Source organism: Armatimonadota bacterium, from assembly GCA_031081675.1.
GTDB lineage: Bacteria > Sysuimicrobiota > Sysuimicrobiia > Sysuimicrobiales > Kaftiobacteriaceae > Calidihabitans > Calidihabitans tengchongensis.
Genome location: JAVHLZ010000004.1, coordinates 37,548 through 61,521, shown reverse-complemented (window position 1 = coordinate 61,521; position 23,974 = coordinate 37,548). Strand labels below are relative to the sequence as shown.

Below are 23,974 nucleotides of genomic sequence, written 5' to 3'. Positions count from 1 at the left end.
CAGGGGCTCCCACCGGGGTCCTACCGGCCGGCCAGGAAGCGCTCATACAGGCCGATGCGCCGGCGGACCCTGCCCGCCGCGCGGTCCGCCGCGTACACCCAGAACCCCAGGTACAGAAACGCCGCCGCGAAGACCAGCGCGTACCCCGCCACCCGGGCCAGGGCGCCCGGGGTGGGGGCGGCCCACGCCGCCTGCACCGCCGCCCACCCCGCCGACAGGGCCGCCAGGGCCGCCACGAACGCCACCGCGATGGACAGCAGCCGCATCGGCCTACCCGCGGGCGGGCGCCCGGGCTGGCGCAGCGGGGGCCGCCGCCCGGCGGCGGCGGTACCGGATCTCCCACGCCAGGCCCAGGCTCAGAACCGCCAGCGTCACCAGCATGATGATGAACGGATCCCGCTCGATCACCGCGATGTTGAACAGGATCAGCGCCGTGAACACCAGGAAGTAGGTGAGCGCCAGCACGCCCACCACGAAGAAGAACGGCCGCTCCAGGGGCCGGCGGCCCCGGCTGCGGTCCAGAAAGGGCACCAGCATGCCGAAGCCGATGAGCAGCCCGGGGCCCAGCCCCGCCCACAACGGCGGCGTATACTTCACGTACTGGTACAGGGCCAGGAAGTACCAGTCCGACAGGATGGGCAGGGGCGTCCGCGTGGGATCGGCCCGCCGGCCGCTTTCGGCTGGCAGGAGGAGGGAGATGACCACCAGCATGACCAGGAACACCGCCAGGGGCGTCAGCGACATGTTGATGCGCTTGCGGCGGGTGCGGAAGAACAGCACCTCCACCAGGACCAGCAGGACCAGGGAGATGCCGAAGTGGATGGCGTAAAACCGGGTGATGGTGGCCTGGCCGATGGCCGGCCCGCCCAGGAACAGGTAGGCGATCATCGAGCCGAACTTCAACTGGCCCAGGACCGGGATCTCGTCGAAGTACACCGGGACCGTCAGGACTACCTTGGCGGCCCAGAAGGCCCGCTGGTTCCAGATGAGCAGGTAGCCGGTGATCCCGGAGATCATGGCCAGGATCAATCCGGCAAAGGCCAGCATCCACGACAGCTCGCCCGGCTTCTTGTACTCTCCCAGGAAGTACATGCGGTACAGGCGCAGGAAGATGACGGTGATGAGGGCGTCGGCGCCGTACTTGTGCAGGCCGCGGATCAGCCCGCCCAGGACCACCGGGCGCCCGAACACGGTCAGGCCGGTGCGGCCGATCTCGTTCTGAATGCGCTCAATGGAGCTGTAGGCGCCCGTGGTGGTGGGCTCGTACCACAGCATCAGGACGACCCCGGTGACGACGGTGATGAGCCAGAAGTAGTACAGCATGGGCCCCAGGAGGTAGAAGGGATTGCCCTGCCGGGCCACCAGGGTCTCGTCGAACAGGTCCAGTTTCTCCCGGCGCTCTCGCAGCCAGTCGCGCACCGTCTCCCACATGGTCAGACCTCAGGCGATTCCCCCCGGCTCCACGTCGGTGATGACGATGTCCCCGCCCCGCACCTCAAACAGAAACGTGCGCGGGGGGCGCGGCGCCGGACCCGAGAGGACCCTCCCCGGGACCTGCGGGTCGGCCGGGTCGTAGATGCTCAGGTGGCAGGGACACCCCATCAGGGCGTGCCGGCGCTCGGGGGGCGGCACGTAGCCGCCGTAGCCGGCGGTGATCTCCCGGTAGTCGGGGACGTAGTTGAAGATGCAGCCCAGGTGCGGGCAGATCCGGGAAAACACCACCAGGTCGCTGTCGGTGACCCGGGGGGTCTTGCCGATGTCCCGGGCCCACGCCAGAGGGCCGCGGCCGGTGGCCGGATCGTACAGACGGATCTTCCGCGGCAGGCGGACCACCACCCCCGGCACGACGGCGGCTTTGAATCCCTGGGGCGTGTACTGGGGATACTTCTGGGTGAACACGAAGTACTTGAAGTCCCAGGGGCGGGCGACCTCCGACAGGGTGGCCGCCACGATGGCCTCGCCCTGGGGGGTGTCGTGCGCCGTGGGGGCGTAGATGCGGAACTTGTCCACGTTGGGCTTGAGCAGCCGCAGCAGCGGCGACACCAGCCCGGCCAGGGCGGCCAGCGCCGGAACGGTGGTCGCCAGGCGCAGGAACCGGCGCCGCTCCATCATCCGCGTCGGCGGGTTCTCCATACGATCATCCCACCCGTTGTGACCCCATCACTATAGCACGCACCCGCGCGCGCACCGCCCGGGCACCATACGCTGTGGCCCGACGGACGGGAGGGCGCGCTACCGGCGCAGCCCCGGATAGTCGTAGACGAACGTATAGATGTAGTTCACGAGGGCCCAGATCTCGTCCTCGGTGAGCTTCCCCCGGTAGGCGGGCATCTCTCCCCGTCCGTCCACGACCGCCTGGAACAGGTCGCTGGGCTTGCGCTGGGCCATCAGGTTGAAGTCGGTGAAGATCCCCGGGCCCTGTCCCCGGGCCCACGTCCACAGCCGCTGGCTCAGCCGCACGCCCTCCGGCCCCCGGCCGTCCCCCCGCACCCCGTGGCAGGACGCGCAGGTCAGGGCGCGCCCGCCCACCTCGATGGCCCGCGTCTCGTACAGCTCGCGTCCCCGCGCCACCTCCTCGGGCGTGGTGGCGAACGCCCACTCGAAGAAGATCACGTGCCAGCGCTCCGCGTCGGTCAGCCGGACGCCGAAGGACGTGGCGCCGTAGGCCGGGCGCGGGCCGAACGCCGGCATCGCCGTGTGCGGGCGCCCCCGGGTGACGGTCTCGTACATGCTGAACGGGCTGTTCAGGCGCATCGCCACCACGTTGCGGAAGTTGGCCGGGCGGCTGGGCAGCCGCTCGGGCTGCAGGCGGATCCCCACCAGGCGGGCCAGGTCGTGCAGCAGCGTCTTCTGCTCCGCCCGCAGACCCGCCGCCGCGGGCCCGTCGCCGCGTCCCTGAGGGCCGTGGCAGACGTCGCACCGCGCCCGGCTGAACACCTGGGCGCCCACCTCGGCCGAGGGACGGATGGGCTGGCCCCGGGCGTCCACGGGCAGCAGGGGTCGATCCGGCGGCGCCGGGGGCAGCTCCCGCGCCGCCTCCACGCCCGCCCGGGAGATGTCCACCGCGGGCTGGCAGCCGGCCAAAAAAAGAGCGCCGGCCACGACGATGGCGACGGCGACGATCCGACCCCCCATACGCCCGGGACAATTCTCCGACCGCGCGCGCTGTCCCTGCCGGGGCGTGGCGAAGTGGCCTTCCGCCGTCGCGCGGTGGAGCGGCAGGCGCCGGCGCCGCCGGGCGCGAACTGGACACGGCGAGTGTCCTCCCGCACACCGACAGGAGGACGAGGGGGCAGGGGTGTGGACGTCCCGGCCGTGCGCGCGGTGAACCTGGGACGGCGGTTCGGCCCGGTCTGGGCCGTGCGCCGCATCACCCTGACCGTGCCTGCCGGCCGGGTGCTGCTGGTCTCCGGTCCCAACGGGTCGGGCAAGACGACGCTGCTGCGCCTGCTGGCCACCGCCCTGCGACCCACGGCGGGCGGGGGCACCGTCTTCGGATGCGACCTGGTCAGGCAGGCGGACCGGGTGCGCCCGATGGTGGGGCTGGTGGGCGCCGCCTTCGGCGGTTACGAGCTGCTCACGGCCCGCGAGAATCTGGAGTTCGCAGCCGCCCTGTGGGGGCGCCCGCAGACGGACGTGGACGCCTGGCTGCGCCGGGTGGGTCTGGGTGCCGCCGCCGACCGGCTCGTCCGGACCTTCAGCCAGGGCATGAAGCGCCGGCTGGCGCTGGCGCGGGTCTGGTTGGGCCAGCCGCGGCTGCTGCTGCTGGACGAGCCCTACGCCGGGCTGGATCCCGAGGGGGCCGCGCTGGTCGCCGCCATGGTGGCGGAGGTCGTCGCCCGGGGAGGCAGTGCCGTGATCGCCACCCACGACCGCGACCGCGCCCGGGCGCTGGCGGATGCGGAACTGGTGCTGCAGGCCGGGGAGCCCGCCGCGCTCCGATCCCTGGCCCCCGGTGCGCCGGCGTTCGCCGCGCAGGGAGGCCGCCCGTGAGCGGGTGGACGCGGGCGGCGGCGGTGGCCCGCAAGGACCTGCGCGCGGAGTGGCGAGGACGAGCCGTCGCCCTCACCATGCTCCTGGCGGGCCTGCTGCTGGTGCTGGTCCTGGGCGTGGCGCTGGGGCCCGAACCCGCCCGCGCCGCCGCCGTGGTGTGGGTGTCGGCAGCGTGCGCGGCGGCGGTGGGCATCCCGCGGATCACCCAGGCCGAGGCTGACCAGCAGGCGCTGGAGGCGCTGCTGCTGTACCCGGGCCGGCGCGAGCACCTGTACTGGGGCAAAGCCGCCGCGCTCGCGGTCCTCCTGGGGGGTGTGGTGGCCGTCCTGCTGATCCTGGCTGCATTCCTGTTCGGGCTCCCCGTGGCCGCGCGCCTGCCGCAGCTGGCGGCGGTGGGCGGGGCCGGCGTGGCCGCCCTGGCGGCCCTGGGAACGCTGGTGGCCGGACTGCTGCTGCACGTGCGGGGGCGGGAGCTGCTGGCGCCCCTGCTGATGCTGCCCCTGGCCCTGCCGCCCGTGCTGGCCTGCATCCGGCTCACCGAGGCCGTCCTGGCGGGCGCGCCGGCAGGCGTGTGGCCGGGGGTGCTGGCCGGCAGCGTCGCGGTGTTCGTGCTGGCCTGTCCGATCCTGTTTGAGGCGGTGATGGACGAGGTATGACGGTGTCTGCCGTCCTGGGCGGTGCGGCCGTGTTGCTGCTGGGCGCCGCGGCCTATGCGGGCCTGGTGGCGTCGCCGCCGGACGCCTTTCAGGGCGACTACGTCCGCATCATGTACGTCCATGTGCCCACGGCCTGGGTGGCGTACCTGGCGGTGGGCGTCACCCTGGTCGGCGGGGTCCTGTACCTGTGGAGGCGTGAGGCGCGCTATGACGCCCTGACCCGCAGCGCCACCGAGCTGGCGGTCCTGTTCACGGGCCTCACGCTGGCCACCGGCTCGATCTGGGGGCGCCCCGTGTGGGGGGTGTGGTGGACGTGGGATGCGCGCCTGGTCACCACGGCCGTCCTGTTCCTGATCTACTGCAGCGCCCTGCTCGTGCGGGCGCTGGCCGACGATCCGCAGCGGGGAGCCCGGCTGGGCGCGGTGGTGGGCGTCCTCGGGGCGGCAGACGTCCCCCTCATCCACTACTCGGTGGTCTGGTTCCGGACCCTGCACCAGCCTCCGTCCATCACCCGTGGAGAGGTCGCCCTGGCGCCGCCGATGCTCCTGACGCTGCTGCTGAGCCTGCTGGCCTTCACCGTCCTGTTCGCCTACCTGCTGCTCCTGCGCGTGCGGGTGGCGCGCCGGGAAGAGTCCGAGGAGGCCGGATGACGCCGGCGGTGTGGATCGCCCTGGCCTACGGCGTGGTGGCGGCGGCGGTGGTGCTCTACGTGGTCCACCTGCGCCGGCGGCTGCGCCGCACCCGCCCCGGCAGGGGGGAGGAGACGCGGTGAGGCGCGCGCGCCTGATGCTGGCGGCGGCGGTGGTGGTCGGCGCCCTGGTCTACCTCGTCATCGGAGGGCTCCGCGGGGCGGTGGTCTACTACATCACCCCCGGCGAGCTGCTGGACCGGGGCCCGGACGCGGTGGGCCGGCCCCTGCGGCTGGGCGGCCAGGTGCAGCCGGGGTCGCGATCGTTTGATCCCCGAACCCTGGAGCTGCGCTTCGTGCTGACCGACGGCCGCGCCGCGGTCCCGGTCCTGTACCGGGGCGTGCCCCCCGACCTGTTCACCGAAGGCCAGGGGGCGGTCGTGGAGGGCATCTACGGGTCCGACGGCGTCTTCGTGGCCCGCTCGGTGATCGTCAAGCACTCGGAGCAGTACGCTCCCCCGTCTCCGTGATCGCGCTGGGAGGATGGATCAGCCTGGTGGCCGCGGCGGCCTGTGCGGTGGCCGGCCTGGCGGCGTGCGCCCGGCCGCGGGGCGGGCGGCGGGTCGTCCCGCTGGCGGCGGGCATGGCGGTGGCGGTCACCGGTGCGGTGGCGCTCCTGGAGTGGGCCCTGATCGGCGGGGACTTCAGCATCCGCTACGTGGCCGCCACCACCAACCGCACCACCCCGCTGGCGTTCCGGGTGGCGGCCCTGTGGGGGGCGCTGGAAGGGTCCCTGCTGCTGTGGACCTGGCTGCTGGCCGCCCTCACCGCAGGAGTGGCCGTCCGCACCCGCGCGCCAGCGCCCCGCCTGTGGCGCGGGACGGTGGGCGTGCTGCTGGGCCTGTGCGCGTTCTTCCTGCTCCTGCTGGTGGGGCCGGCCGATCCCTTTGCGCGGGTGCCGACGCCACCGGCCGACGGCACCGGACTGAACCCCCTGCTGCAGAACCACCCGCTGATGATCCTGCACCCTCCCCTGCTCTACCTGGGGTTTGTGGGCATGGCGGTACCCTATGCGTTTGCCCTCGCCTCCCTGCTGGCGGGCCGGGATGCCGAAGACTGGGTGGTCGTCAGCCGGCCCTGGACGCTGGGCGCGTGGACGGCGCTGACCGCCGGGCTGGTCCTGGGGGCCCGGTGGTCCTACGACGTCCTGGGATGGGGAGGCTACTGGGCGTGGGATCCGGTGGAGAACGCCGCCCTGCTGCCGTGGCTCACGGCCACCGCGCTGGTGCACTCGGCGATGGCCCAGGTCCGGCGGGGAGTGCTGCGGGCCTGGACGGTGGTCCTGGCTGCGGCGACGTTCTGGCTGACGCTGTTCGGCACGTTCGTCACCCGCAGCGGCGTGCTGGCCTCGGTGCACGCCTTCACCCAGTCGGCGATCGGGCCCGCGCTGCTCGCCGGCCTGGCGGCCGTCACCGTGGGGACGCTCGCCGCGCTGGCCTGGCGGGTGCCGGACGTGCGGGACGCCGGGAGCGTGGCGTCGGTGGCATCCCGCGACGCCCTGATGGTCTTCAACAACGCGCTCCTGCTGGCGATGGCCGCGACGGTGTTTGTGGGCACGGTGTTCCCGCTGGCGGTGGACGTGGCCACCGGGCAGAAGGTCACCGTGGGGCCGCCGTTTTTCAATCGCGCGATCACCCCCCTGGGGCTGGTGCTGCTGGCCCTGATGGGCGCCGGCACCGTCCTGCGCTGGGGACGGTCGTCCCCCGCAGACCTGCGCCGCCTGGCGCGAACCGGCGGCCTCGCCGCCGTCGCCGCTTCCGCCGCGGCGGCCGCCGGGTTGCGGGCGCCCGTCGCCGTCGTGGCGGTGGGGGCGGTGGCGTTCGTGGCCCTGGCCCAGCTGGACGAGCTGGCCCGCGGCGTGCGGGCCCTGCACCGGGGCGGACGGCCGGTTCCGGCGGCGATGGCCGAGCTGGTCCTCCGCCACCGGCACCGCTACGCCGGATACGTGGTCCATCTGGGGATGGCGGTGGTGGTGGCGGGCATTGTAGGCTCCCAGGCTGCTCGCCTGGAGGTGCACCGCGCGCTGCGGGTGGGCGAGGTGATCCGCGTGGGGCCGTACGCCCTGCGGGTGGACGAGCTGCGGGCGGGAACGTATCCGGACCGCCTGGTGGTGTGGGCCCCGGTGTCGGTGGCCGACGGCGGCACGGCCCTGGCCGCCTCCCGCGATCAGGCGCCGGCGGCGGTCCTGCGGCCGTCCCAGAACTTCTACCGCCACGCCCGGACCCCCGTCCCGACGCCCGGGGTGCGGTCCACCTGGCGGGAGGACCTGTACGTGGTACTGCTGGGATTCGACCCGGGCGCGCAGACGGTGGTCCTGCGGGTGGTGATCAGCCCGCTGGTGTCGTGGATCTGGGCCGGCGGGGCCATCATGATCGTCGGGGGAGGACTGGCCCTGTGGCCGCCGCGCCGCCCGTAGGGCGCCCCGACGAACACCTCCGGCCGGCGGGGTCGCCCCCGACCCGGCGGATCCGGTGGCCGTGGGTGGCGCTGGCCGTCGTGGTGGGCCTGCTGGCGGTGCTGGGGGCGGGGCTGCGCCGCGATCCCCGGCGGCTGCCGTCCCCCCTGGTCGGGCGTCCGGCCCCGGCATTCACCCTGCCGCTGTTCGACGGAGGCCTGCTGCGCTCCCAGAACCTGCGCGGGCGGGTGGTGGTGGTCAACTTCTGGGCATCCTGGTGCTACCCCGCCTGCTACGACGAAGCCCCGCACCTGCAGCGCGTGTGGGAGCGCTATCGGGACCGGGGCGTGGTGGTCGTGGGCATCAACATCCAGGACACCGAGGCCGCAGCCCGGGCCTTCCTGCGCCGCTTCGGGCAGACGTTTCCCGTGGGGATGGACCGCTCGGGGGCCATCGCCATCGACTTCGGCGTGGTCGGCGTGCCCGAAACCTACGTGATCGACCGGCAGGGACGGATCGTCTTCAAGCACGCGGGGGCGGTGACCGAGGACCTGCTGGCCCCGCGCATCGAGCCGCTGATCCCCGCCTCCGACCACCGCCCCCCGGGCACCGGCCGGCCCGGCGATCGGTAATGGTGCGGGCGGGGGGTGGTGGAGGAAGGTGTCAGGCATGACCATCGCAGGCCGCGGGAGCGGGGGTCTGGCGGCTCGGGCGAAGACGACGCTCGCGATCGCCGCCCTCCTGGGCAGCGTCGTCTCCGGGATGGCGCGAGCCCAGGATCTGGACGCGCGGGCGCAGGCGATCGCGGCGCGGCTGCGGTGCCCGGTGTGCCAGAACGAGAGCGTGGCCGACTCGCCGTCCGAGCTGGCCGCCCAGATGCGGGCCCTGATCCGGGACAGGCTGGCCCGGGGAGAGAGTGAGGAGCAGATCGTGGCCTACTTCGTGGACCGCTACGGCCCGTGGATCCTGCTGGAGCCTCCGCGGCGGGGCCTCCTGTGGGTGGTGTGGCTGACGCCTGCAGCGGCCCTGCTGGCGGGGACGGCGCTGGCAGCGGCGTACGTCCGCCGGTCGATGCGGCGCAGATCCGGGAACGCGCAGGAGCCCACACGCTGACCGGTCGCCCCACGCGCACAATTCTGGGGTCAGACGCCACACTGCGAAATTTTGGGGTCAGACCCCTAAAATTTTCGGGTCAGACTGTCGGGGTCAGGCTCCCGTCCTGGTGACCGTCACTGTCGGAGGGCAGACCCCTGTTGATGATCCACTGTTGGCGGATCGGGGGTGGGTTCCGTGGTCGGCGGCATCCGGGAGACCCACGCTACGGCCGGGACAGCAGGCCGTCCACCAGGGCGGCGACGTCGTCCACCGGGAAGTAGCAGTACGGATAGCCCCGGTGGGTCGCCGCCGCCAGCGCGGCCTCGGTGGCGGGCCGGTCCAGGTCCCGCAGCTGGCGGCTCAGGCGCTCCACCTGCTCGCCCAAAGCGCGGGACAGCTCGGCATTGATCTCCCGGATCCGGTGGGTGATCTGGCGTCGCTGACGCCGGGTGAGCGCCGCCGAGGACAGCGACGCCACCAGCGACCACTTCTCCTCGATCAACGCCCGCTGCTCGGGCGTCGGATCGTCCAGGACCCGGTCGGGGTTGTGCTGCAGGCGCATCAGGCGCTGGCGCAGTTCCCGGCGCCGGGCGCGCAGGTCGTCGGCCGCCAGGGGCAGGTGCAGGGTGGCGGTGGCCACCGCGTAGGCGGGAGGTGCCAGGCCCAGGTAGTCGGCGATCACGGCGTCCGTCACCCGGTCGTACCGCCCTCCGCCCACCCCGTGGAGGAACAGATCGGCCACCACCAGCCGCGTGAACAGGGTCAGGGTCAGCGCCCGGGGACGCAGCTCCAGTCCCTCCAGGGCCTGCGGGCCCGCCCCGGGGGACAGCTCGGCCACGTCCGCGTCCGCCGCCAGGACCAGGCGGTCCCGCCGCCGCCGCACGAACACCCGCAGGCGGCGGCCCGCGCGCAGCAGCCAGAACGGCGCTTCCACCCCCCGATCGTCGCGCTCCAGGTCCGGAAACGGCTGGGCTCGCGTGCGGACGCCGTGGCGCTCGCGGTAGGCCTGCAGCAGGCGGTTGTACACCGCGGCAAACCGGTCCGCGTCGCCCAGCAGGTGAAGCGCGTACCGCCGGAAGGCGTCGGTGCGGCTGAGGATGGAGACCGGGACCTCCAGGTAGCGCAGGCCTTCGTAGCGGTGGCGGGCCGCGGTGAAGAACGCGCCCAGGTCGCCCGCGCGCAGATCCACGGTCAGCTCGCGGAATCGGCGCAAGGCGGCCTGCGCCCTCTCCAGGGGCACCGCCTCCAGGTGCGCCTGGAGGCGGTCGAGGAACGCCGCCCACTGGTCCGGCGAGGGGGCCGGCAGCGCCTCGTAGGGCACCTCCGGCTCCGCGGCCACCAGCACCTCCCGCGCCAGGACCATGCCGGCCGGCCCGGACGCCGGCGCGTCGGCCCCGACCTCGCCGGCTTCATCGCTGTCCACCGGGATGCCCAACGTCAGGGCCCCGCGGTCCTGCAGCCGGGCGGCCAGGAGGTATTTGACCCACACGCCGGGGTGGAACAGGAAGGGCTGGTGACCGGTGACGACCAAGGGCGCCCGGCCGGGCGGGATGTCCGCGTCCAGGCCCAGCCCGCGGGTGTAGGCGGCGGCCGCCGCCAGGATCTCCTCCCGCGCCTGCGCCCGCAGCCGCCGAAGGGGGAGCCCGCCCAGGACCACGTCGGCGCGGTCCAGATCCGCGCCCACCTCGCGCGCCAGGGCCACCAGCCGCGCGGCCGGGGGAACGCACACCGCCTCCCCGGACCGGCGGGGGATGTCCACCTCCGCGGGGTGCTCGGGAAGGGGCCCTGCGCCGTCCCGGACCATCCCTCAGGCCAGCTGGTCCAGGCCCCGCAGGCCCAGCGGTTCCCGGCAGATGAACGGCTCACCGTATGCGCACCCGATCAGGTGGCCATAATAACGGTTGAGGTCCCGCAGGCGGTCCACAAAATCCTCCGCTCCCCGCTCGGGACCGAACTGGGAGGCGTAGGCCCGCACGGCGGCGAGCTTGCGGTCGATGACCGGGGAGATGTCCAGGATGAACGTCGGCTGCAGCGCCAGCCGGTAGTGGCTGGTCACGAAGTGGATGACCCGCGGCGGGTAGACCGGGTCGCCGGGAATGGTGGTGTGGGTGAGCTTGGCATAGAACCGCGCGGCCTCGGCCAGCGCGCAGGCGGCCACATGGTCGGGGTGGGCGTCGACCCAGTAGGGCACGAACAGGATGTCGGGCCGCACCCGGCGGATCACCTCGGCGACGGCGCGCCGGTGGGGGATCGAGTCCACCAGCTCCCGGTTGGGCAGGTCGAGAGTGATGCGGGAGACTCCCAGCAGTCCGGCCGCCGCGGCCGCTTCGGCCAGGCGCCGTTCGCGGGTGCCCACGGGCGTGGGCTCGCCGTCGGTGAGGTCGCACACGGTCACCTCGTGGCCCTGCGCCCGCAGGATCAGAACGGCCCCGCCCATGCCGATCTCCACGTCGTCGGGATGCGCCCCGATGGCCAGGATCCTCACGGCGTCCTCTCCCGCACCAGCGGGAGGCGGTCGGGCAGCCAGCGGGCCACCTCCGCCTCCAGCACCGACAGGTAATACGCGCGACGGGTGTCGGGATCATCCAGCCCGCCCCAGAACGTCCGGCGGGGGTTCTTGTAGATGCGGGCCACCGGCAGCTCCACCACCCGCAGGCCCCGGGCGGCGGCCTGCACCCACACCTGCAGGGGCATCCCGTAGCTGGGCTCGGTCAGCTCCAGCAGCCGCAGGGCCTCCCCCCGGTACGCCTTGAAGCCGCACCAGGCGTCGGTCAGCGGATAGCCGGTGATCGCCCGCAGCAGCGCCACGAACTCCCGGTTGATGCGGTAGCGGTCGGGGGGCGGAGGGTCGCCCGGCAGGGTCGGGTCCAGGTACCGGCTGCCCGAGACGATGTCGGCGCGCTCGAGGGCCGCCAGGAATGCGGGGATCTGCCGGGGCTCGTGCTGCTCGTCGCAGTCCAGGGTCACCGCGGCCTCGTAGCCTCCCTCGACGGCGCGGCGGAATCCCGAGATCAGCGAGGCTCCGTAGCCGCGGTTGACCTCGTGGCGGATCACCTCAACCGGATGGCGCCGCAGGATGTCCGGGGAGCGGTCGGTGGACCCGTCGTCCACCACCACCACGTCGCAGTCCGGCGCGCGGCGGCGCACCTCGGCCAGCACGCGGTCCAGGGTGGCCTCTTCGTTGTAGACAGGAATGATGACGAGCGCGCGGCGAATCCGGCCGGTCCCGACAGTCACTCACCCAGTATACGGACCGCCTCCGGCGGCGCGCAACCGGCCGGGCGTCAGGCCGGGGCGCGGCCGTAGGCGGCCATCACCTCCACCAGCACCCGGTCCAGGAAGGCGTCGATGCGGCGCAACGCCGCCACCTTCTCCTCCGCCGCCGCGGGCACCCGCGTCGCCACCGACTCGACGATGGCCTCCTTGAAGAACAGAAACGCCTGCGCCGCGTCCAGGGGAGACAGCCCGCGGGCCGCCACCTCCAGACCCAGGGCGCGGCCGGCGGCCTCGCCCTCCCGCAGCGCGCGGCCCTGGCGCCGGCCGCCAGCCAGGTAACCGGCCAGCGCCCCCATCAGGGTGCGGCAGATCTGCCGCAGGCGCTCCGCGCCCTCGGGTCCCACCTGCGCGTACCACATCTGGCGGCGGATCTGCCGGCGGGAGGAGCCGGGCAGCAGCCGCGCCGCCTGGGTCCCCACCACCTCCCGCAGGGACCGGCGCCGGCGCCGGCGGGCCAGGAATGCCTCCAGATCCTCGCGCCGGTATCGCCGGTGTCCGCCCGGGGTGCGGAAGGACGGCAGCTGGCCGGCGTCGGTCCACGCCCGCAGCGTGGACGGATCCACGCCCAGCAGCCGGCACGCCTCGCCGACCGTCAGCCACCGGGCGGCTTCGGCTTCCGCCGCAGCGGTCATGACGCCGCCCTCCCGGCCGCCGGCGCCGGGGCGGGTGAGGGGACGCGGACCGTGGCCAGCACGAACCCCGCGAACATCAGGACCGCCGCGGCCAGTTCGGCCAGGTACAGCACGTCGGCCAGCCCCAGCCGCACCAGGGTGCTGGCCGCGGCCAGGGACAGCGCGCCCGCCGCGATGAGGATATTGCCCACCACCTTCTGGGGGACGATCTCCTTGCGGTACAGCAGCCAGGCCGAGTACAGCGCTCCGCCCACCAGGGTCACGGTGCCGTAGATGTTGAACAGGGGCGTGATCCGCCGCACGGGCGCCCCCCGGGGCAGGATGCCGGGACGGACCTCCCCCGAGGGCGTGGTCGCCTCCCGATACTGCACGCTGAGGGGCTCGGCGGGCGTGAAGCGTGACGCGTCCAGCGGTGTGGTGAAGACCATGGAGGCGGCCGCGAGGCTCCCCGCGGCCAGGACACCCAGCAGCGCCCGGGCCACCGACTTCCGGCGGGCCAGCAGGAACACGGTCCCCTGCCCCAGCCAGGCAGCGTTGAGGATCGCGCCGTTGAGGTACCACAGGCGGAAGACCGTGGGATGCCAGGCCAGGGCCGAGTACGCCTCGGCGAAGCTGGCGATGCCGAACATGACCAGGCCCACCCCCCACAGCAGCAGGTGGGTTCCGCCCCGCTGCCGGTACCGGCGGAACACCAGCAGGGCGAAGACGGCGATCACGGCCGACGAGAGAAACGGCAGCATCTGCGTCGCAGTCATCCCGCGTCCCTCCCTCAGCGACCCGGATAGGGTACCACTCCCAGCAACACGGCCGCGGCCAGGACCAGCACCGCCACGGTGCCCGCCGCCAGGATCGCCAGGAGGAGGGCCACCGTCAACCGGTAGGCCCGGCTGCGGGTCACCGCCGGCCGCGCGACGCGCCACCGGTGGGACGAACCGCTCACGGCCCCGCCCGGTCGGCCTGCTTCGCCAGGACCCGGGCGGCCGCCTCCATTCCCTGACGGACGCAGTCCGGCAGCCCCACGCCCCGGTACGCCGCTCCGGCGACCGCCAGGCCGGGCAGGCGATCCAGATCCCGCTCGATGGCCGCCACCAGATCCAGGTGGCCGACCCGGTACTGGGGCAGCGCCTGCTCCCAGCGGTGGACCCGCACGAGGACCGGAGATCCCCGCAGGCCCAGCAGGGGCCGGGCTTCCTCCAGGACCGTGGCGGCCAGGGCGCCGTCGGCGACCCCCTCGGGAGGGGCGCCGACATAGAAGCGCAGCAGCGCGTGCCCGGGCGGCGCCCGGTGCGGCCACTTGGCGCTGGACCACGTGCACGCCGTGTGCAGCAGTCCCTCCCCCCGGGCCACCAGGTAGCCGTGCCCGTCGAGCGGGCGGCCGACCTGCTCGCGCGCCACGCCCACCGACACGACCGCAGCCGGGGCGTAGGGGATCGTCCGCAGCAACCCGGCGGTCTCGGGGGCCACCGTCTGCAGCAGCGCAGCCGCCTGAGGCGCGGGGGTGGCCACCACCACCGCGTCGGCAGAGACCGTCCTCCCGTCGGCCAGACGCACCCGGTACCCCGCGCCGGCGGCGTCCACCTCCAGCGCCGGGCACCCGGTGCGGACCGTGGTGCGGCGCAGGTCCGCCGCCAGGCGCCCCACCAGCTCGCCCACCCCGCCGGCGAGGGTGGCAAAGACCGACTCCCCCGCCGTCCCGGACAGGGTCCGCGCGGCGCGCAGCAGGCTGCCGTGGCGGCTCACCATCCGCCGGTACTGGGGCACGGTCGCCGCCAGGCTGAGGCGGTCAGGGTCGCCGCCGTAGATGGCGCCCAGCAGCGGCCCCACCAGCCGCTCCACTGCCGCCCGACCCAGCCGGCGCCGGAAGAATGCTCCCACCGACTCGTCGGCGCCGTCGGGGTGCGCGGGCACCAGGACCTCCAGCGCCATGCGGACCTTGTCCGTCCAGGAGAACAGGGAGCTTCCCGCCAGCGCCGCCAGGCTGCGGGGAACCAGCCCGGCCAGGTCGGCGGGCAGGGGGTGCAGGCGCCGCCGGTGCAGGACGTAGAGGCGCCGGGGAGGACGCGGGTGCACCAGCCGGTCGGACAGCTCCAGGGCGCGGCAGAGGTCCAGGGCCCAGGGCTTGACCGTGAGGAAGGAGTCGGGCCCCGCCTCCACCAGAAACCCTCCGACCCGCTCGGTCAGCACCTTTCCGCCCAGGCGGTCTGCGGACTCCACCAGCCAGGGCTCCACCGCCGCCCCCGCGCGCGCGGCGCGGTCCAGGGCCCAGGCGGCGGCGAGACCGGCGATGCCGCCGCCCACCACAACCACCCTCACCGGTCGCCCTCCTCCAGCCACGCGCCGACGATGTCTGCCAGGGCGGCCAGAAAATCCGGATCCGCGTTCGGCGAGCGGGTGCGCACCAGGCGCAGGCCCAGCTCGGCGGCCACCCGCGCGGCCTCGACGTCGATGTCGTACAGGATCTCCAGGTGGTCGGCGACAAACCCCACCGGGCAGACCACCACCGTCCGCCGGCCGGCCGCGTGCAGGCTGCGCAGGACGTCCAGCAGGTCGGGGCCCATCCATTCCTCGCCGGTGGGACTGGCGCTCTGGTAAGCCAGCGTCCACTCCTCCACGCCGGCCTGTTCGGCCACCAGGGCGCAGGTGCGGGCCAGCTGCTCGGGGTACGGGTCGTTCCAGGACAGGATGCGTGCGGGCAGGCTGTGGGCCGTGAAGACCACCGGCGCCTGGGGCAGGTCACGGCGAGCCTCCCCGACCCGCGCGGCCACCGCCGCCACAAATCCCGGGTGGTCGTGCCAGTCCGGGATGCCGCGCAGCGCGATCCCGGCCCGGCCGGCCGCCGCCGCGGCCTCCTCCAGGTAGACGCCGACGCTGAGGCGCGAGTACTGGGGAGCCAGGACCAGCCCCACAGCCCGGCGCACACCCTGGGCGGCCATCTGCGCCACCACATCGGCGATGAACGGGCTCGCGTGCTTGTAGCCCACGTACGGCCGGACCGGCCACCCCCGCGCGCGCAGGAGGGCGGCCACCCCGTCGGCCTGGCGGCGGGTGATCTCGTCCAGGGGAGAGCGACCTCCGATGCGGCGGTAGCGGTCCTGCAGGTGACGCACCTGCTCCGCCGATGGACGGCGGCCCCCGCGGATGTGGGCGAGGTAGGCCTCCACGTCGTCGAGGCTGCGCGGGGTCCCGTAGGCCATCAGCAGCAGGCCGGTCATGCCCGCACCTCCGCCGACGCCGTCTGCTCGTGGACAAACTCCGCCAGCCGCCGCAAGTGCTCGGGCGGCGTCTGGGGGAGGACGCCGTGGCCCAGGTTGAAGATGTGGCCCGGCCGTCCGGCGGCGTCGTCCAGGACGGCGCGCGCCGCCCGCTCCATGGCCGCCGGGTCGTCCACCGCCGCGGCGGGATCCAGGTTGCCCTGGATGGCGCGGGGACCGATGCGGGCCCACGCGTCAGCCAGCCGCACCCGCCAGTCCACGCCGATCACGTCCCCGCCGCAGGCCGCCATCGCCTCCAGCAACCCGGCGGTGCCGGTCCCGAAGTGGATGGATGGCACGCCCGCCGCCCGCAGCGCGTCGAAGATCCGACCCATGAACGGGGCGACGGCCCGCGCGTAGTCGTGGGGGGACAGGCAGCCCGCCCAGCTGTCGAAGACCTGAACGGCGTGGGCGCCGGCGGCGACCTGGGCGCGCAGGTAGGCGATGGTGGCGTCGGTCAGGCGCGCCATCAGCGCCTGCCAGAGGGCCGGGTCCCGGTGCAGCAGGCGGCGGGTCTCGGGGAAGTCCCGGCTGGGACCTCCGTCCACGAGGTAGCAGGCCAGGGTGAACGGCCCGCCGGCAAACCCGATCACCGGGACCGGGCAGGCCCGGCTGGCCAGGCGCAATCCCTCCAGGACGCCGGAGGTCTCCGGATCGGGCGCCCACGGCCGCAGCGCCTCCACGGCGCTGGCGGTGCGCACCGGCGCGGCCACCACCGGCCCCCGGCCTTCGCAGACGTCCACCGCCACCCCCAGGCTCCGCAGCGGGAGGATGATGTCCGCAAAGACGATGGCCGCGTCCACGCCCAGCTGTTCCACCGGGCGGACGGTGACCTCCGCCACCAGGTCGGGGCGGCGGAAGATCTCCTCCAGAGACAGCCGCCGGCGCAGCGCGCGGTACTCGGGCTGGCTGCGCCCTGCCTGACGCATGAACCACACCGGCGTGCAGTCGGTCGGCTCGCGGCGGCACGCGCGCAGGAAGCGGTCGGTCATACGGCCTCCCCGGCGGCGGCCACGGTCGCGTCGATCTCCCGGTCGCCGTGGGCCAGGGTCAGAAACCATCCCTCAAACTGGGACGGCGGCGGCAGGACGCCCCGCTCCAGCATCCGGTGGAAGAACGCGGCGTAGGCGCCGGTGTCGCACTCCTGCGCCTGGGCATAGTCCGCAGGCGGCGCGGAGCGGAAGAAGACCGTCAGCATGCCTCCGGCCTGCGCCACGCTGGCCCGGCCCTCCGCAGCCTGCCGCAGGCCGGCGGCCAGGCGGGCGGCGCGGGCCTCCAGCAGCTCGTAGACGCCGGGCTGGGACAGGCGGCGCAGGACGGCGGCGCCCGCGGCCATCACCACCGGGTGGCCGGCCAGGGTTCCGGCCTGGTAGACCTGTCCCCGGGGCGCCACCTGGTCCATCAGGTCGCGCCGGCCGCCGTAGGCGCCCACCGGCAGGCCGCCGCCGATGATCTTGCCCAGGCAGGTCAGATCGGGACGGATGCCGTAGCGCCGCTGGGCTCCCCCCCAGGCCACCCGGAAACCGGTGATGACCTCGTCGAAGATCAGCACCGCCCCGTACCGCCAGGTCAGCTCCCGCAGCGCCGGAAGGAAATCGGGCTGCGGCAGGACCACTCCCATGTTGGCGGCCACCGGCTCCACCACCACGGCGGCGATCTCGTCTCCGGACCGCCGGAACAGGTCCTCGACGGCGCCGGCGTCGTTGTACGGCGCCACCAGGGTGTGGCGGGTGGCGTCGGCGGGCACGCCCGCCGAGCCCGGCAGCCCCAGCGTGGCCACGCCCGACCCCGACCGCACCAGCAGGGCGTCCGCATGGCCGTGATAGCACCCGGCGAACTTGAGGATCGCGGACCGCCCGGTGGCGGCGCGGGCCACCCGGACGGCGCTCATCACCGCCTCGGTGCCCGAACTGACAAAGCGCAGCCGCTCCACCGACGGCAGGGCGGCCTGAATCGCCTCCGCCAGCTCCAGCTCCGCCGGCGACGGCACCCCCGCCGGAGCGCCGCGCCCGACCGCGTCCCGCACCGCCTCCACGACCTCGGGGGCTCCGTGGCCGAGGATGACGGCGCCCCAGGACGCGATGTAGTCCAGCAAGCGCGCGCCGTCGGCGTCCCACACGTAGGCGCCCTCCCCCCGGACGACAAAGCGCGGCGTGCCTCCCACGGCCCCAAAGGCGCGCACGGGACTGTTCACGCCGCCGGGGAACAGGCGCTGGGCTCGGGCGAACAGCGCGTCGCTGGCGTCGCTCACGGCCGGTACGGACACAGCGGGTCGCTGGCCAGGGGGTTGCCGGTGCGCGCCCACGCCCGCGCCCGCGAGCCTCCGCAGAGGAGGCGGAAGGGGCACCGTCCGCAGCGTCCCAGGAGCCGGGAGGGGTCCCGCAGCCGCACGAACAGGTCGGCGTGGCGGTACAGGTCCACCAGGCTGTGCCGGCGCACGCTGCCGGCGGGCAGGGACAGGAAGCCGGACGGGAACACGTCGCCGGTGTGGGAGATGAACACGATGCCGTTGCCGTCCCGCACCCCGAAGCCCCGCCCCACCGCCGTGCGGAGGATCTCCGGATCGGTCAGGCCTGCGGCGCGCATCCGCCGGTAGGCCACGCGCCGGTAGTGGGGCGCTTCGGTGGTGGCCAGAGCGCACCGTGTGGTGGCGGCCAGATCCACCAGCCAGTGGCACAGACGCTCGGCATCGTCGGCGGAGACCTCCCGGAGCAGGCGGCCCCGTCCCACCGGCACCAGGAAGAACAGGCTCCAGCGCGCCGCGCCCAGCTCGCTGACCAGGCGGAAGATCGCCGGCAGGTCCGCGGCCGTCTCGTCGGTGACCAGGGTGTTGACCTGCAGGCCCAGGCCGGCCTCCCGGATCCACCGCGCGGCCCGCACGGTGGTCTCAAAACAGCCCGGCACTCCCCGGAAGGCGTCGTGGCGCGCGGCCGCCGACCCGTCCAGGCTGACGGACATGCTCTCCACCCCGGCGGCGGCCAGGTCGGCCACCGCCGATGCGTCCAGCCGCGTGGTGCCGCTGGGCGCCACCGAGACCCGGAACCCCCGCGCCCGCGCGGCGCGCACCAGTGTCAGGAGGTCGGGGCGCTGGAGGGGGTCGCCTCCGGTGAACACCAGGTGGGGCAGCGGGTCGCCAAACCGCCGGGCGTCGTCCAGGACCGCCTCCACCTCGGCGGTGGTCAGCTCCTGAGGATGGCGCGCCCGGATGGCCTCGGCCCGGCAATGCCGGCACGCCAGGTCGCAGGCGCGGGTCAGCTCCCAGTAGACCAGAAGTGGCGCCCGGTCAAACGTCATCTGCGGGGCGGCCTCCGCCAGCACGGGCAGCGCGTCGGTCACGGGGATCCTCCCAGCAGCCCCAGGGCCTGCGCCAGGGGGCGGCGGACGCCCGCCAGGATCGGCGTGTCGCGCACCGTGCTGCGCCGGGCCTCGGTCTCCCGCAGGGCCATCACCAGGTCCTGGAAGACCCGGAGGTCGTCGGTCTCGTAGGCGACGATGAACTCCTGGTCGTCCACGCCGAAACTGTAGGCCAGGCACTGGCGCACCTGCGGGTAGCCGCGGCCGACCCGGATGTGCTCGGCCATGACCTCCTGGCGCCTGTCCCGGGGCGTGAGGTACCAGTCGGCGGACTTCACGAAGGGGTAGACGATCAGGTAGCGGGAGCGCTCGCCGTCCTGCAGGGCCTGCTCCTGGGCCGTGGGGTGCCGCACGTACACCGACGGGCGCAGCAGGCCGACCAGTGAGTGGGCGGGCGTGCACCAGCGGCCCACCCCCGCCGCCAGCATGGCGGCGGCGGTCTCCTCCAGGACCTCCAGGGTGGGCGCCTGGCGCCAGAACAGCAGCTGGGCGTCCCGGCGCAGCAGCGTGGAATAGGTGTGCAGGGGGGCGGCGTCGGCGGTGCGCTCCACCGCCCGGATGAACGCGGCCACGTCCTCCTCCCGCTCCGCCGCCGGGCGGCGGCGCCAGGCGGGGTCCACCGCCAGCGCCAGGACGTGGACGACGGGCCGCTCGGTCACGGCCCCTCCCCGCCCCGCCCGGCCAGCCAGCGGGCGGCGTCTTTGGCGAAGTAGGTGATGATGATGTCGGCGCCGGCCCGGGCGATGGCCGTGAGGATCTCCAGCGCGGCTGCCCGCAGGTCCACCCACCCCCGCTGGGCGGCGGCGGTGACCATGCCGTACTCGCCGCTCACGTTGTAGGCCGCCAGGGGCACCGGGGTGGCGTCCCGCGCCGCGCGGATCACGTCCAGGCAGGCCAGGGCCGGCTTCACCATCACGATGTCGGCGCCTTCGGCCACGTCCAGGGCGATCTCCCGCAGGGCTTCCCGCACGTTGGCCGGATCCATCTGGTACCCGCGGCGGTCGCCAAACTGCGGGGCCGAGCCGGCGGCGTCCCGGAACGGGCCGTAAAAACTGCTGGCGTACTTGGCCGAGTACCCCATCACGGCCACGTGGGAGAAGCCGGCGTCGTCCAGCGCCTCCCGGATGGCGGCCACCTGGCCGTCCATCATGGCCGACGGAGCCACGATATCGGCTCCGGCGGCCGCCAGGGACACCGCCGTGCGGGCCAGCAGGTCCAGGGTCTCGTCGTTGTCCACCACCCCGTCCCGGACCACCCCGCAATGTCCGTGGGTCGTGTACGCGCACAGGCAGACGTCGGCGGCGATCACCAGGTCGGCGTCGGCGGCCCGCAGGGCGCGGACCGCCCGCTGCACCACACCCTGATCGTCGTAGGCGCCGCTGCCCAGAGGGTCCTTGCGGTCGGGGACGCCGAACAGCAGCACCGCACCGATGCCCAGCTCCCGCAGGGCGGCCGCCTCCCGGACCAGCTCGTCGGGACTGAGCCGCTCCTGGCCCGGCAGGCTGGGGATCGGCTCGCGCACGCCGCGGCCGTCGCGCACGAAGACCGGGTAGATCAGGCGGTGCGGGCTGAGGGTGGTCTCCGCCACCAGCGCCCTCAGGGTGGCGGTCCGCCTCAGGCGCCGGGGCCGGATGCGCCGGTCAGATGTACGAACTCGCGGATGCATGGGGTCCCTCCTCCAGAGCCGCCGCCACTCCGGCGGCGGTATGCTCCTCGGCGATGACGGTGGGAGACATCCCCAGGGCGCGGGCCACCTCGGCCGTGACGGGCCCGATGCACGCCACCGCCACCCCGGCCAGCCGCACCCGGACGTCGTCTGCCAGGCGGGCGAAACCGCGCACCGTGGAGCCGCTGGTGAACACGACCACGTCCACGCCGTCCTCCAGGGCCCGGCGCAGGGGCAGGCGGGACTCCTCGGGGCCCTCGACGGTCAGGTAGGCCACCACCTCGTCCACCCGGGCGCCCCGCTCCCGCAGGACGGCCGGCAGGAGGACCGAGGCCTGATCCGAGCGGGGCAGGAGGACCCGCCGTCCCGCCACGTCTCCCAGGACATCGGCCACAGCCGCCGTCAGGGCGCGGGGCGGCCGCACGACGGGTCCCAGGCCGGCGTCCACGAGCGGTCGTTCTGTGGCCGGACCCACGGCCGCCCACCGGGGACGCTGCGGCCGCGGCAGCCCCAGGGCCCGCAACCTGTCGGCCACCACCCGGGCACCGTGCCGGCTGGTCAGGACGATCCAGTCGTAGCGCTCCACCTGCCGCAGTGCGGCGTCCAACGGTCCTGTCGGCGCCGGGCGGATCGCTACCGTGGGCACCGCCCGCACCTGCCAGCCGCGCCCGACCAGCAGCTCGGCCAGCGCGCGGCTGTCCGGACCGGTCAGCAGCGCCCGCCGTCCGCTCACGGCATCCTCCCCGCCGCGACGGCCCGCGCCAGCAGCCGGCGCGCCAGCTCCTCGCCCAGCGCCCGCGGGTCGGGCCCCTCGATCTCGCCGCGCACGTCGTGTCTCCCCTCGGGGTCCACCAGACCGCCTTCCAGACGCACCGTGGTGCCGTCGCTGCGGGCCAGGGCCCCCACCGGCAGCCGGCATCCGGCTCCGAGGGTGCGCAGGAAGGCCTGCTCGGCCGTCACCTCCTGCCGGGTCGGGAGGTGGTCCAGCAGACTCACCACGTCCCGGAGGCGGTCGTCGCGGCGGACCTGCACCGCGACGGCTCCCTGGCCTGGCGCCGGCAGCATCGTCTGCGGAGGCAGCACCTCGGCGATGCGCCCGGCCAGCCCCAGGCGGACCAGCCCTGCCGCCGCCACGACCACGGCATCGCAGTCTCCCCTGTCGACCTTCCGCAGCCGTGTGTCCACGTTGCCGCGCATCTCGACCACGCGCAGGTCCGGCCGCGCCCGGAGCAGGTAGGCGCGGCGGCGGGGACTGCTGCTGCCCACCAGCGCCCCCGCAGGCAGTCCCTCCACGCCTGCCCCGGTCCGGCTGACCAGAGCGTCGCGGGGGTCCCCCCGGGGAAGATAGGCTGCCACCACGAGGTCGGGCGGCGGGTCGGCGGGCAGGTCCTTGGCGCTGTGGACGGCCACATCCACCCGCCCGGACCGCAGGGCCTGCTCCAGCTCCCGGACGAACGCTCCCACGCCCAGGCGGGCGACCGGTGTGGCCGGATTCGCGTCGCCGGCGGTGCGCACCACCACCAGTTCCGCCTCGACGCCCCCGGCCCGCAGCCCCCGCGCCACCTCCTCCGCCTGGACCAGGGCCAGCCGGCTGCCGCGCGTTCCGACCCGCACCCGCTCACCCATCTCCCTGTGCTCCGTCCAGACCGAACAGGTCCCGGGCGATCTCCAGGTAGGTCAGCGCCCCCGCGCCTGCGCGCTCCCGCATCCGCACCACGGGGTGGTGCAGCAGTCTGTTGACGACGCGCTGGCCGAACCGCCGCAGTGCCTCGGGGTCCCCGCCGGCGCGGGCCACTTCCTCCTCCACGATCGCGTCGGCCCGCCGGCGCAGAGCCTGGATGGCCGGCACCGCCCGCCGCGAGGACATCCAGCGCAGGAACCGCTCGGTCTCCTGCTCCACAACCGCCCACGCGGCCTCCACCGCCTGCAGCGCCAACGGCGCGGGCGCGTGAGCCCGCAGGTCGTCCAGGTCGTAGAGGCGGACGCCCTCCACATCCCGCACGTCGGGGGCGACGTCCCGCGGCAGCGCGACGTCGACGACGACCAGCGGGCGGCTACCGCGAGCTTCCATGATGCGGCGGACCCGCTCCACGCCCAGCACCGGGGCGGGGGATCCGGTGCAGAAGATGGCGGCGTCGGCGCGCTCCAGCAGGGCGTCCAGCTCATCCAGGACCGCAGCCTGCCCGCCCGCGCTCCTGGCCGCCTCCTCCGCCGACCGGGCCGTGCGGCTGGCGACGACCACCTGCGCGCCGGCCTGGCCGAAGGTGCGCGCGGCCAGGGCGCCCATCTCCCCGGCGCCCACCACGACCACCACACGGCCGCTCAGATCGCTCAGAACGTGGCGGACCACGCCCGCCGCCACCCGGGGGACCGATGGCTGGCCGCGGCCCAGGGCCGTCTCGCGGCGGACCCGCCGGCCGCAGATCAGGGCGTGCTGGCCCAGGCGGGACAGGACGGGCCCCAGGCGTCCGGCCTCCGCGGCGAGCGCCAGCGCCTGCCTGACCTGACCGAGGATCTGGGGCTCGCCGACCACCATCGAGTCCAGCCCGGCCGCCACAGCCAGGAGGTGGCGGACGGCGGCCGGTCCTTCGTGGGCCATCAGGGGCGTCTGCCCGGGCGCCCCGGCGGCGTCCAGCAGCACCTGCCGCAGGACCGTCGCTGCGGCAGTCCCGTACAGCTCGCAGCGGTTGCAGGTCACCAGCAGAAAGGCCTCAAACGGGACGGACCGCAGGATCCCGACCGCTGTCCGGTTGCTGAAGGCGAACCGCTCCCGAACCTCAAGGGGAGCCGTCTTGTGGGTGACGCCGACGACGCTGATCACCGGTGAACGCCCCGCCCGCCTGCGTCCCGTGTTCGCCCTGGAAACCGGGGAATCCTCCGGGATTGCATGGAAAGTTGCGGAGATATGATTGCAGGCGAAGCCGGACCCGTCCATCGGTCGGCTGTCTGATTGTGCGTCGGCGGGCGG

At 74.4% G+C, this 23,974-nt stretch carries 28 protein-coding genes; 8 read left to right on the top strand and 20 right to left on the bottom strand.

What is annotated here, in order from left to right; translation table 11 throughout:
- Positions 1-20 precede the first annotated feature (20 nt).
- The 4 genes from RB150_02420 to RB150_02405 all read right to left on the bottom strand — a co-directional run bounded on the left by RB150_02420 (position 21) and on the right by RB150_02405 (position 3,135).
- Positions 21-266 (bottom strand): hypothetical protein, encoded by a 246-nt coding sequence (locus RB150_02420; protein MDQ7819395.1) that lies wholly within the window; start codon positions 264-266, stop codon positions 21-23.
- 4 nt (positions 267-270) lie between these two features.
- Positions 271-1,431, bottom strand: coding sequence for a cytochrome b N-terminal domain-containing protein (locus tag RB150_02415; protein ID MDQ7819394.1), 1,161 nt, complete (start codon positions 1,429-1,431; stop codon positions 271-273).
- Between the two features lie 9 nt (positions 1,432-1,440).
- Positions 1,441-2,133 carry a Rieske 2Fe-2S domain-containing protein gene (locus RB150_02410; GenBank protein MDQ7819393.1) on the bottom strand — a complete coding sequence of 231 codons (693 nt, stop codon included), beginning with the start codon at positions 2,131-2,133 and terminating at the stop codon, positions 1,441-1,443.
- A 99-nt stretch (positions 2,134-2,232) separates the two neighbouring features.
- Complete coding sequence (locus RB150_02405; protein ID MDQ7819392.1) at positions 2,233-3,135, bottom strand: c-type cytochrome; 903 nt, start codon at positions 3,133-3,135, stop codon at positions 2,233-2,235.
- A 165-nt stretch (positions 3,136-3,300) separates the two neighbouring features.
- Here RB150_02405 and ccmA point away from each other — a divergent pair, with 165 nt between their 5' ends.
- From ccmA to RB150_02365, 8 genes are read left to right on the top strand one after another with little or no spacing between them, the layout of a single operon-like run.
- Positions 3,301-3,993 (top strand): heme ABC exporter ATP-binding protein CcmA, encoded by a 693-nt coding sequence (gene ccmA / locus RB150_02400; protein MDQ7819391.1) that lies wholly within the window; start codon positions 3,301-3,303, stop codon positions 3,991-3,993.
- Positions 3,990-4,649, top strand: a complete 660-nt coding sequence (locus tag RB150_02395) for a heme exporter protein CcmB (protein ID MDQ7819390.1) — start codon at positions 3,990-3,992, stop codon at positions 4,647-4,649. Before ccmA ends, RB150_02395 begins: the two co-directional genes overlap by 4 nt.
- Positions 4,646-5,299, top strand: a complete 654-nt coding sequence (gene ccsA, locus RB150_02390; protein ID MDQ7819389.1) for a cytochrome c biogenesis protein CcsA — start codon at positions 4,646-4,648, stop codon at positions 5,297-5,299. The genes RB150_02395 and ccsA overlap by 4 nt, the downstream gene beginning before the upstream one ends.
- A complete protein-coding gene (locus RB150_02385; GenBank protein MDQ7819388.1) occupies positions 5,296-5,421 on the top strand; it encodes a hypothetical protein in 126 nt (41 codons plus the stop codon). The genes ccsA and RB150_02385 overlap by 4 nt, the downstream gene beginning before the upstream one ends.
- Positions 5,418-5,807, top strand: coding sequence for a cytochrome c maturation protein CcmE (locus RB150_02380; GenBank protein MDQ7819387.1), 390 nt, complete (start codon positions 5,418-5,420; stop codon positions 5,805-5,807). Before RB150_02385 ends, RB150_02380 begins: the two co-directional genes overlap by 4 nt.
- Positions 5,804-7,753, top strand: a complete 1,950-nt coding sequence (locus RB150_02375) for a cytochrome c-type biogenesis CcmF C-terminal domain-containing protein (protein ID MDQ7819386.1) — start codon at positions 5,804-5,806, stop codon at positions 7,751-7,753. Before RB150_02380 ends, RB150_02375 begins: the two co-directional genes overlap by 4 nt.
- Entirely contained in the window at positions 7,732-8,364 is a 633-nt protein-coding gene (locus tag RB150_02370) for a TlpA disulfide reductase family protein (GenBank protein ID MDQ7819385.1), read from the top strand. Before RB150_02375 ends, RB150_02370 begins: the two co-directional genes overlap by 22 nt.
- Positions 8,365-8,401: 37 nt before the next feature.
- Positions 8,402-8,845 carry a cytochrome c-type biogenesis protein CcmH gene (locus RB150_02365; protein ID MDQ7819384.1) on the top strand — a complete coding sequence of 148 codons (444 nt, stop codon included), beginning with the start codon at positions 8,402-8,404 and terminating at the stop codon, positions 8,843-8,845.
- A 205-nt stretch (positions 8,846-9,050) separates the two neighbouring features.
- On the opposite strand, the gene RB150_02360 is transcribed toward RB150_02365, so the two are convergent.
- Genes RB150_02360 through hemA form a run of 16 tightly spaced genes read right to left on the bottom strand, consistent with a single transcriptional unit; the run spans position 9,051 to position 23,827 of the window.
- Positions 9,051-10,631 (bottom strand): hypothetical protein, encoded by a 1,581-nt coding sequence (locus RB150_02360; protein ID MDQ7819383.1) that lies wholly within the window; start codon positions 10,629-10,631, stop codon positions 9,051-9,053.
- Positions 10,632-10,634: 3 nt separating this feature from the next.
- Positions 10,635-11,312: a bacillithiol biosynthesis deacetylase BshB1 gene (gene bshB1 / locus RB150_02355; GenBank protein ID MDQ7819382.1), complete on the bottom strand. Its 678-nt coding sequence runs from the start codon at positions 11,310-11,312 to the stop codon at positions 10,635-10,637.
- Complete coding sequence (locus RB150_02350) at positions 11,309-12,064, bottom strand: glycosyltransferase family 2 protein (protein ID MDQ7819381.1); 756 nt, start codon at positions 12,062-12,064, stop codon at positions 11,309-11,311. The genes bshB1 and RB150_02350 overlap by 4 nt, the downstream gene beginning before the upstream one ends.
- Before the next feature lie 47 nt (positions 12,065-12,111).
- Positions 12,112-12,735 (bottom strand): helix-turn-helix domain-containing protein, encoded by a 624-nt coding sequence (locus RB150_02345; protein ID MDQ7819380.1) that lies wholly within the window; start codon positions 12,733-12,735, stop codon positions 12,112-12,114.
- Entirely contained in the window at positions 12,732-13,490 is a 759-nt protein-coding gene (locus tag RB150_02340) for a hypothetical protein (GenBank protein MDQ7819379.1), read from the bottom strand. The genes RB150_02345 and RB150_02340 overlap by 4 nt, the downstream gene beginning before the upstream one ends.
- A 14-nt stretch (positions 13,491-13,504) precedes the next feature.
- Positions 13,505-13,675 (bottom strand): hypothetical protein, encoded by a 171-nt coding sequence (locus tag RB150_02335; protein ID MDQ7819378.1) that lies wholly within the window; start codon positions 13,673-13,675, stop codon positions 13,505-13,507.
- Entirely contained in the window at positions 13,672-15,048 is a 1,377-nt protein-coding gene (gene hemG, locus RB150_02330) for a protoporphyrinogen oxidase (protein ID MDQ7819377.1), read from the bottom strand. The genes RB150_02335 and hemG overlap by 4 nt, the downstream gene beginning before the upstream one ends.
- Positions 15,045-15,947 (bottom strand): ferrochelatase, encoded by a 903-nt coding sequence (gene hemH, locus RB150_02325; GenBank protein ID MDQ7819376.1) that lies wholly within the window; start codon positions 15,945-15,947, stop codon positions 15,045-15,047. The genes hemG and hemH overlap by 4 nt, the downstream gene beginning before the upstream one ends.
- On the bottom strand, positions 15,944-16,978 hold the full coding sequence (gene hemE / locus RB150_02320) for a uroporphyrinogen decarboxylase (protein ID MDQ7819375.1): 1,035 nt from the start codon (positions 16,976-16,978) through the stop codon (positions 15,944-15,946). Before hemE ends, hemH begins: the two co-directional genes overlap by 4 nt.
- Positions 16,975-18,237: a glutamate-1-semialdehyde 2,1-aminomutase gene (gene hemL, locus RB150_02315; protein MDQ7819374.1), complete on the bottom strand. Its 1,263-nt coding sequence runs from the start codon at positions 18,235-18,237 to the stop codon at positions 16,975-16,977. Before hemL ends, hemE begins: the two co-directional genes overlap by 4 nt.
- Entirely contained in the window at positions 18,234-19,322 is a 1,089-nt protein-coding gene (locus RB150_02310; GenBank protein ID MDQ7819373.1) for a TIGR04053 family radical SAM/SPASM domain-containing protein, read from the bottom strand. The genes hemL and RB150_02310 overlap by 4 nt, the downstream gene beginning before the upstream one ends.
- Positions 19,319-19,999, bottom strand: coding sequence for a chlorite dismutase family protein (locus RB150_02305; protein ID MDQ7819372.1), 681 nt, complete (start codon positions 19,997-19,999; stop codon positions 19,319-19,321). Before RB150_02305 ends, RB150_02310 begins: the two co-directional genes overlap by 4 nt.
- A complete protein-coding gene (hemB, locus tag RB150_02300) occupies positions 19,996-21,006 on the bottom strand; it encodes a porphobilinogen synthase (protein ID MDQ7819371.1) in 1,011 nt (336 codons plus the stop codon). The genes RB150_02305 and hemB overlap by 4 nt, the downstream gene beginning before the upstream one ends.
- Positions 20,981-21,739 (bottom strand): uroporphyrinogen-III synthase, encoded by a 759-nt coding sequence (locus RB150_02295; GenBank protein MDQ7819370.1) that lies wholly within the window; start codon positions 21,737-21,739, stop codon positions 20,981-20,983. The genes hemB and RB150_02295 overlap by 26 nt, the downstream gene beginning before the upstream one ends.
- Positions 21,736-22,632 (bottom strand): hydroxymethylbilane synthase, encoded by an 897-nt coding sequence (hemC, locus tag RB150_02290; GenBank protein MDQ7819369.1) that lies wholly within the window; start codon positions 22,630-22,632, stop codon positions 21,736-21,738. Before hemC ends, RB150_02295 begins: the two co-directional genes overlap by 4 nt.
- Positions 22,625-23,827 (bottom strand): glutamyl-tRNA reductase, encoded by a 1,203-nt coding sequence (hemA, locus tag RB150_02285; GenBank protein ID MDQ7819368.1) that lies wholly within the window; start codon positions 23,825-23,827, stop codon positions 22,625-22,627. Before hemA ends, hemC begins: the two co-directional genes overlap by 8 nt.
- Positions 23,828-23,974: the final 147 nt, after the last annotated feature.

Bases quoted from the DNA above. Each gene is read 5' to 3' on its own strand.
- RB150_02420 (MDQ7819395.1), bottom strand. From the start codon at position 266: ATGCGGCTGCTGTCCATCGCGGTGGCGTTCGTGGCGGCCCTGGCGGCC.
- RB150_02415 (MDQ7819394.1), bottom strand. From the start codon at position 1,431: ATGTGGGAGACGGTGCGCGACTGGCTGCGAGAGCGCCGGGAGAAACTG.
- RB150_02410 (MDQ7819393.1), bottom strand. From the start codon at position 2,133: ATGGAGAACCCGCCGACGCGGATGATGGAGCGGCGCCGGTTCCTGCGC.
- RB150_02405 (MDQ7819392.1), bottom strand. From the start codon at position 3,135: ATGGGGGGTCGGATCGTCGCCGTCGCCATCGTCGTGGCCGGCGCTCTT.
- ccsA (MDQ7819389.1), top strand. From the start codon at position 4,646: ATGACGGTGTCTGCCGTCCTGGGCGGTGCGGCCGTGTTGCTGCTGGGC.
- RB150_02385 (MDQ7819388.1), top strand. From the start codon at position 5,296: ATGACGCCGGCGGTGTGGATCGCCCTGGCCTACGGCGTGGTGGCGGCG.
- RB150_02365 (MDQ7819384.1), top strand. From the start codon at position 8,402: ATGACCATCGCAGGCCGCGGGAGCGGGGGTCTGGCGGCTCGGGCGAAG.
- RB150_02360 (MDQ7819383.1), bottom strand. From the start codon at position 10,631: ATGGTCCGGGACGGCGCAGGGCCCCTTCCCGAGCACCCCGCGGAGGTG.
- RB150_02345 (MDQ7819380.1), bottom strand. From the start codon at position 12,735: ATGACCGCTGCGGCGGAAGCCGAAGCCGCCCGGTGGCTGACGGTCGGC.
- RB150_02340 (MDQ7819379.1), bottom strand. From the start codon at position 13,490: ATGACTGCGACGCAGATGCTGCCGTTTCTCTCGTCGGCCGTGATCGCC.
- hemH (MDQ7819376.1), bottom strand. From the start codon at position 15,947: ATGACCGGCCTGCTGCTGATGGCCTACGGGACCCCGCGCAGCCTCGAC.
- hemE (MDQ7819375.1), bottom strand. From the start codon at position 16,978: ATGACCGACCGCTTCCTGCGCGCGTGCCGCCGCGAGCCGACCGACTGC.
- hemB (MDQ7819371.1), bottom strand. From the start codon at position 21,006: ATGCATCCGCGAGTTCGTACATCTGACCGGCGCATCCGGCCCCGGCGC.
- hemC (MDQ7819369.1), bottom strand. From the start codon at position 22,632: ATGGGTGAGCGGGTGCGGGTCGGAACGCGCGGCAGCCGGCTGGCCCTG.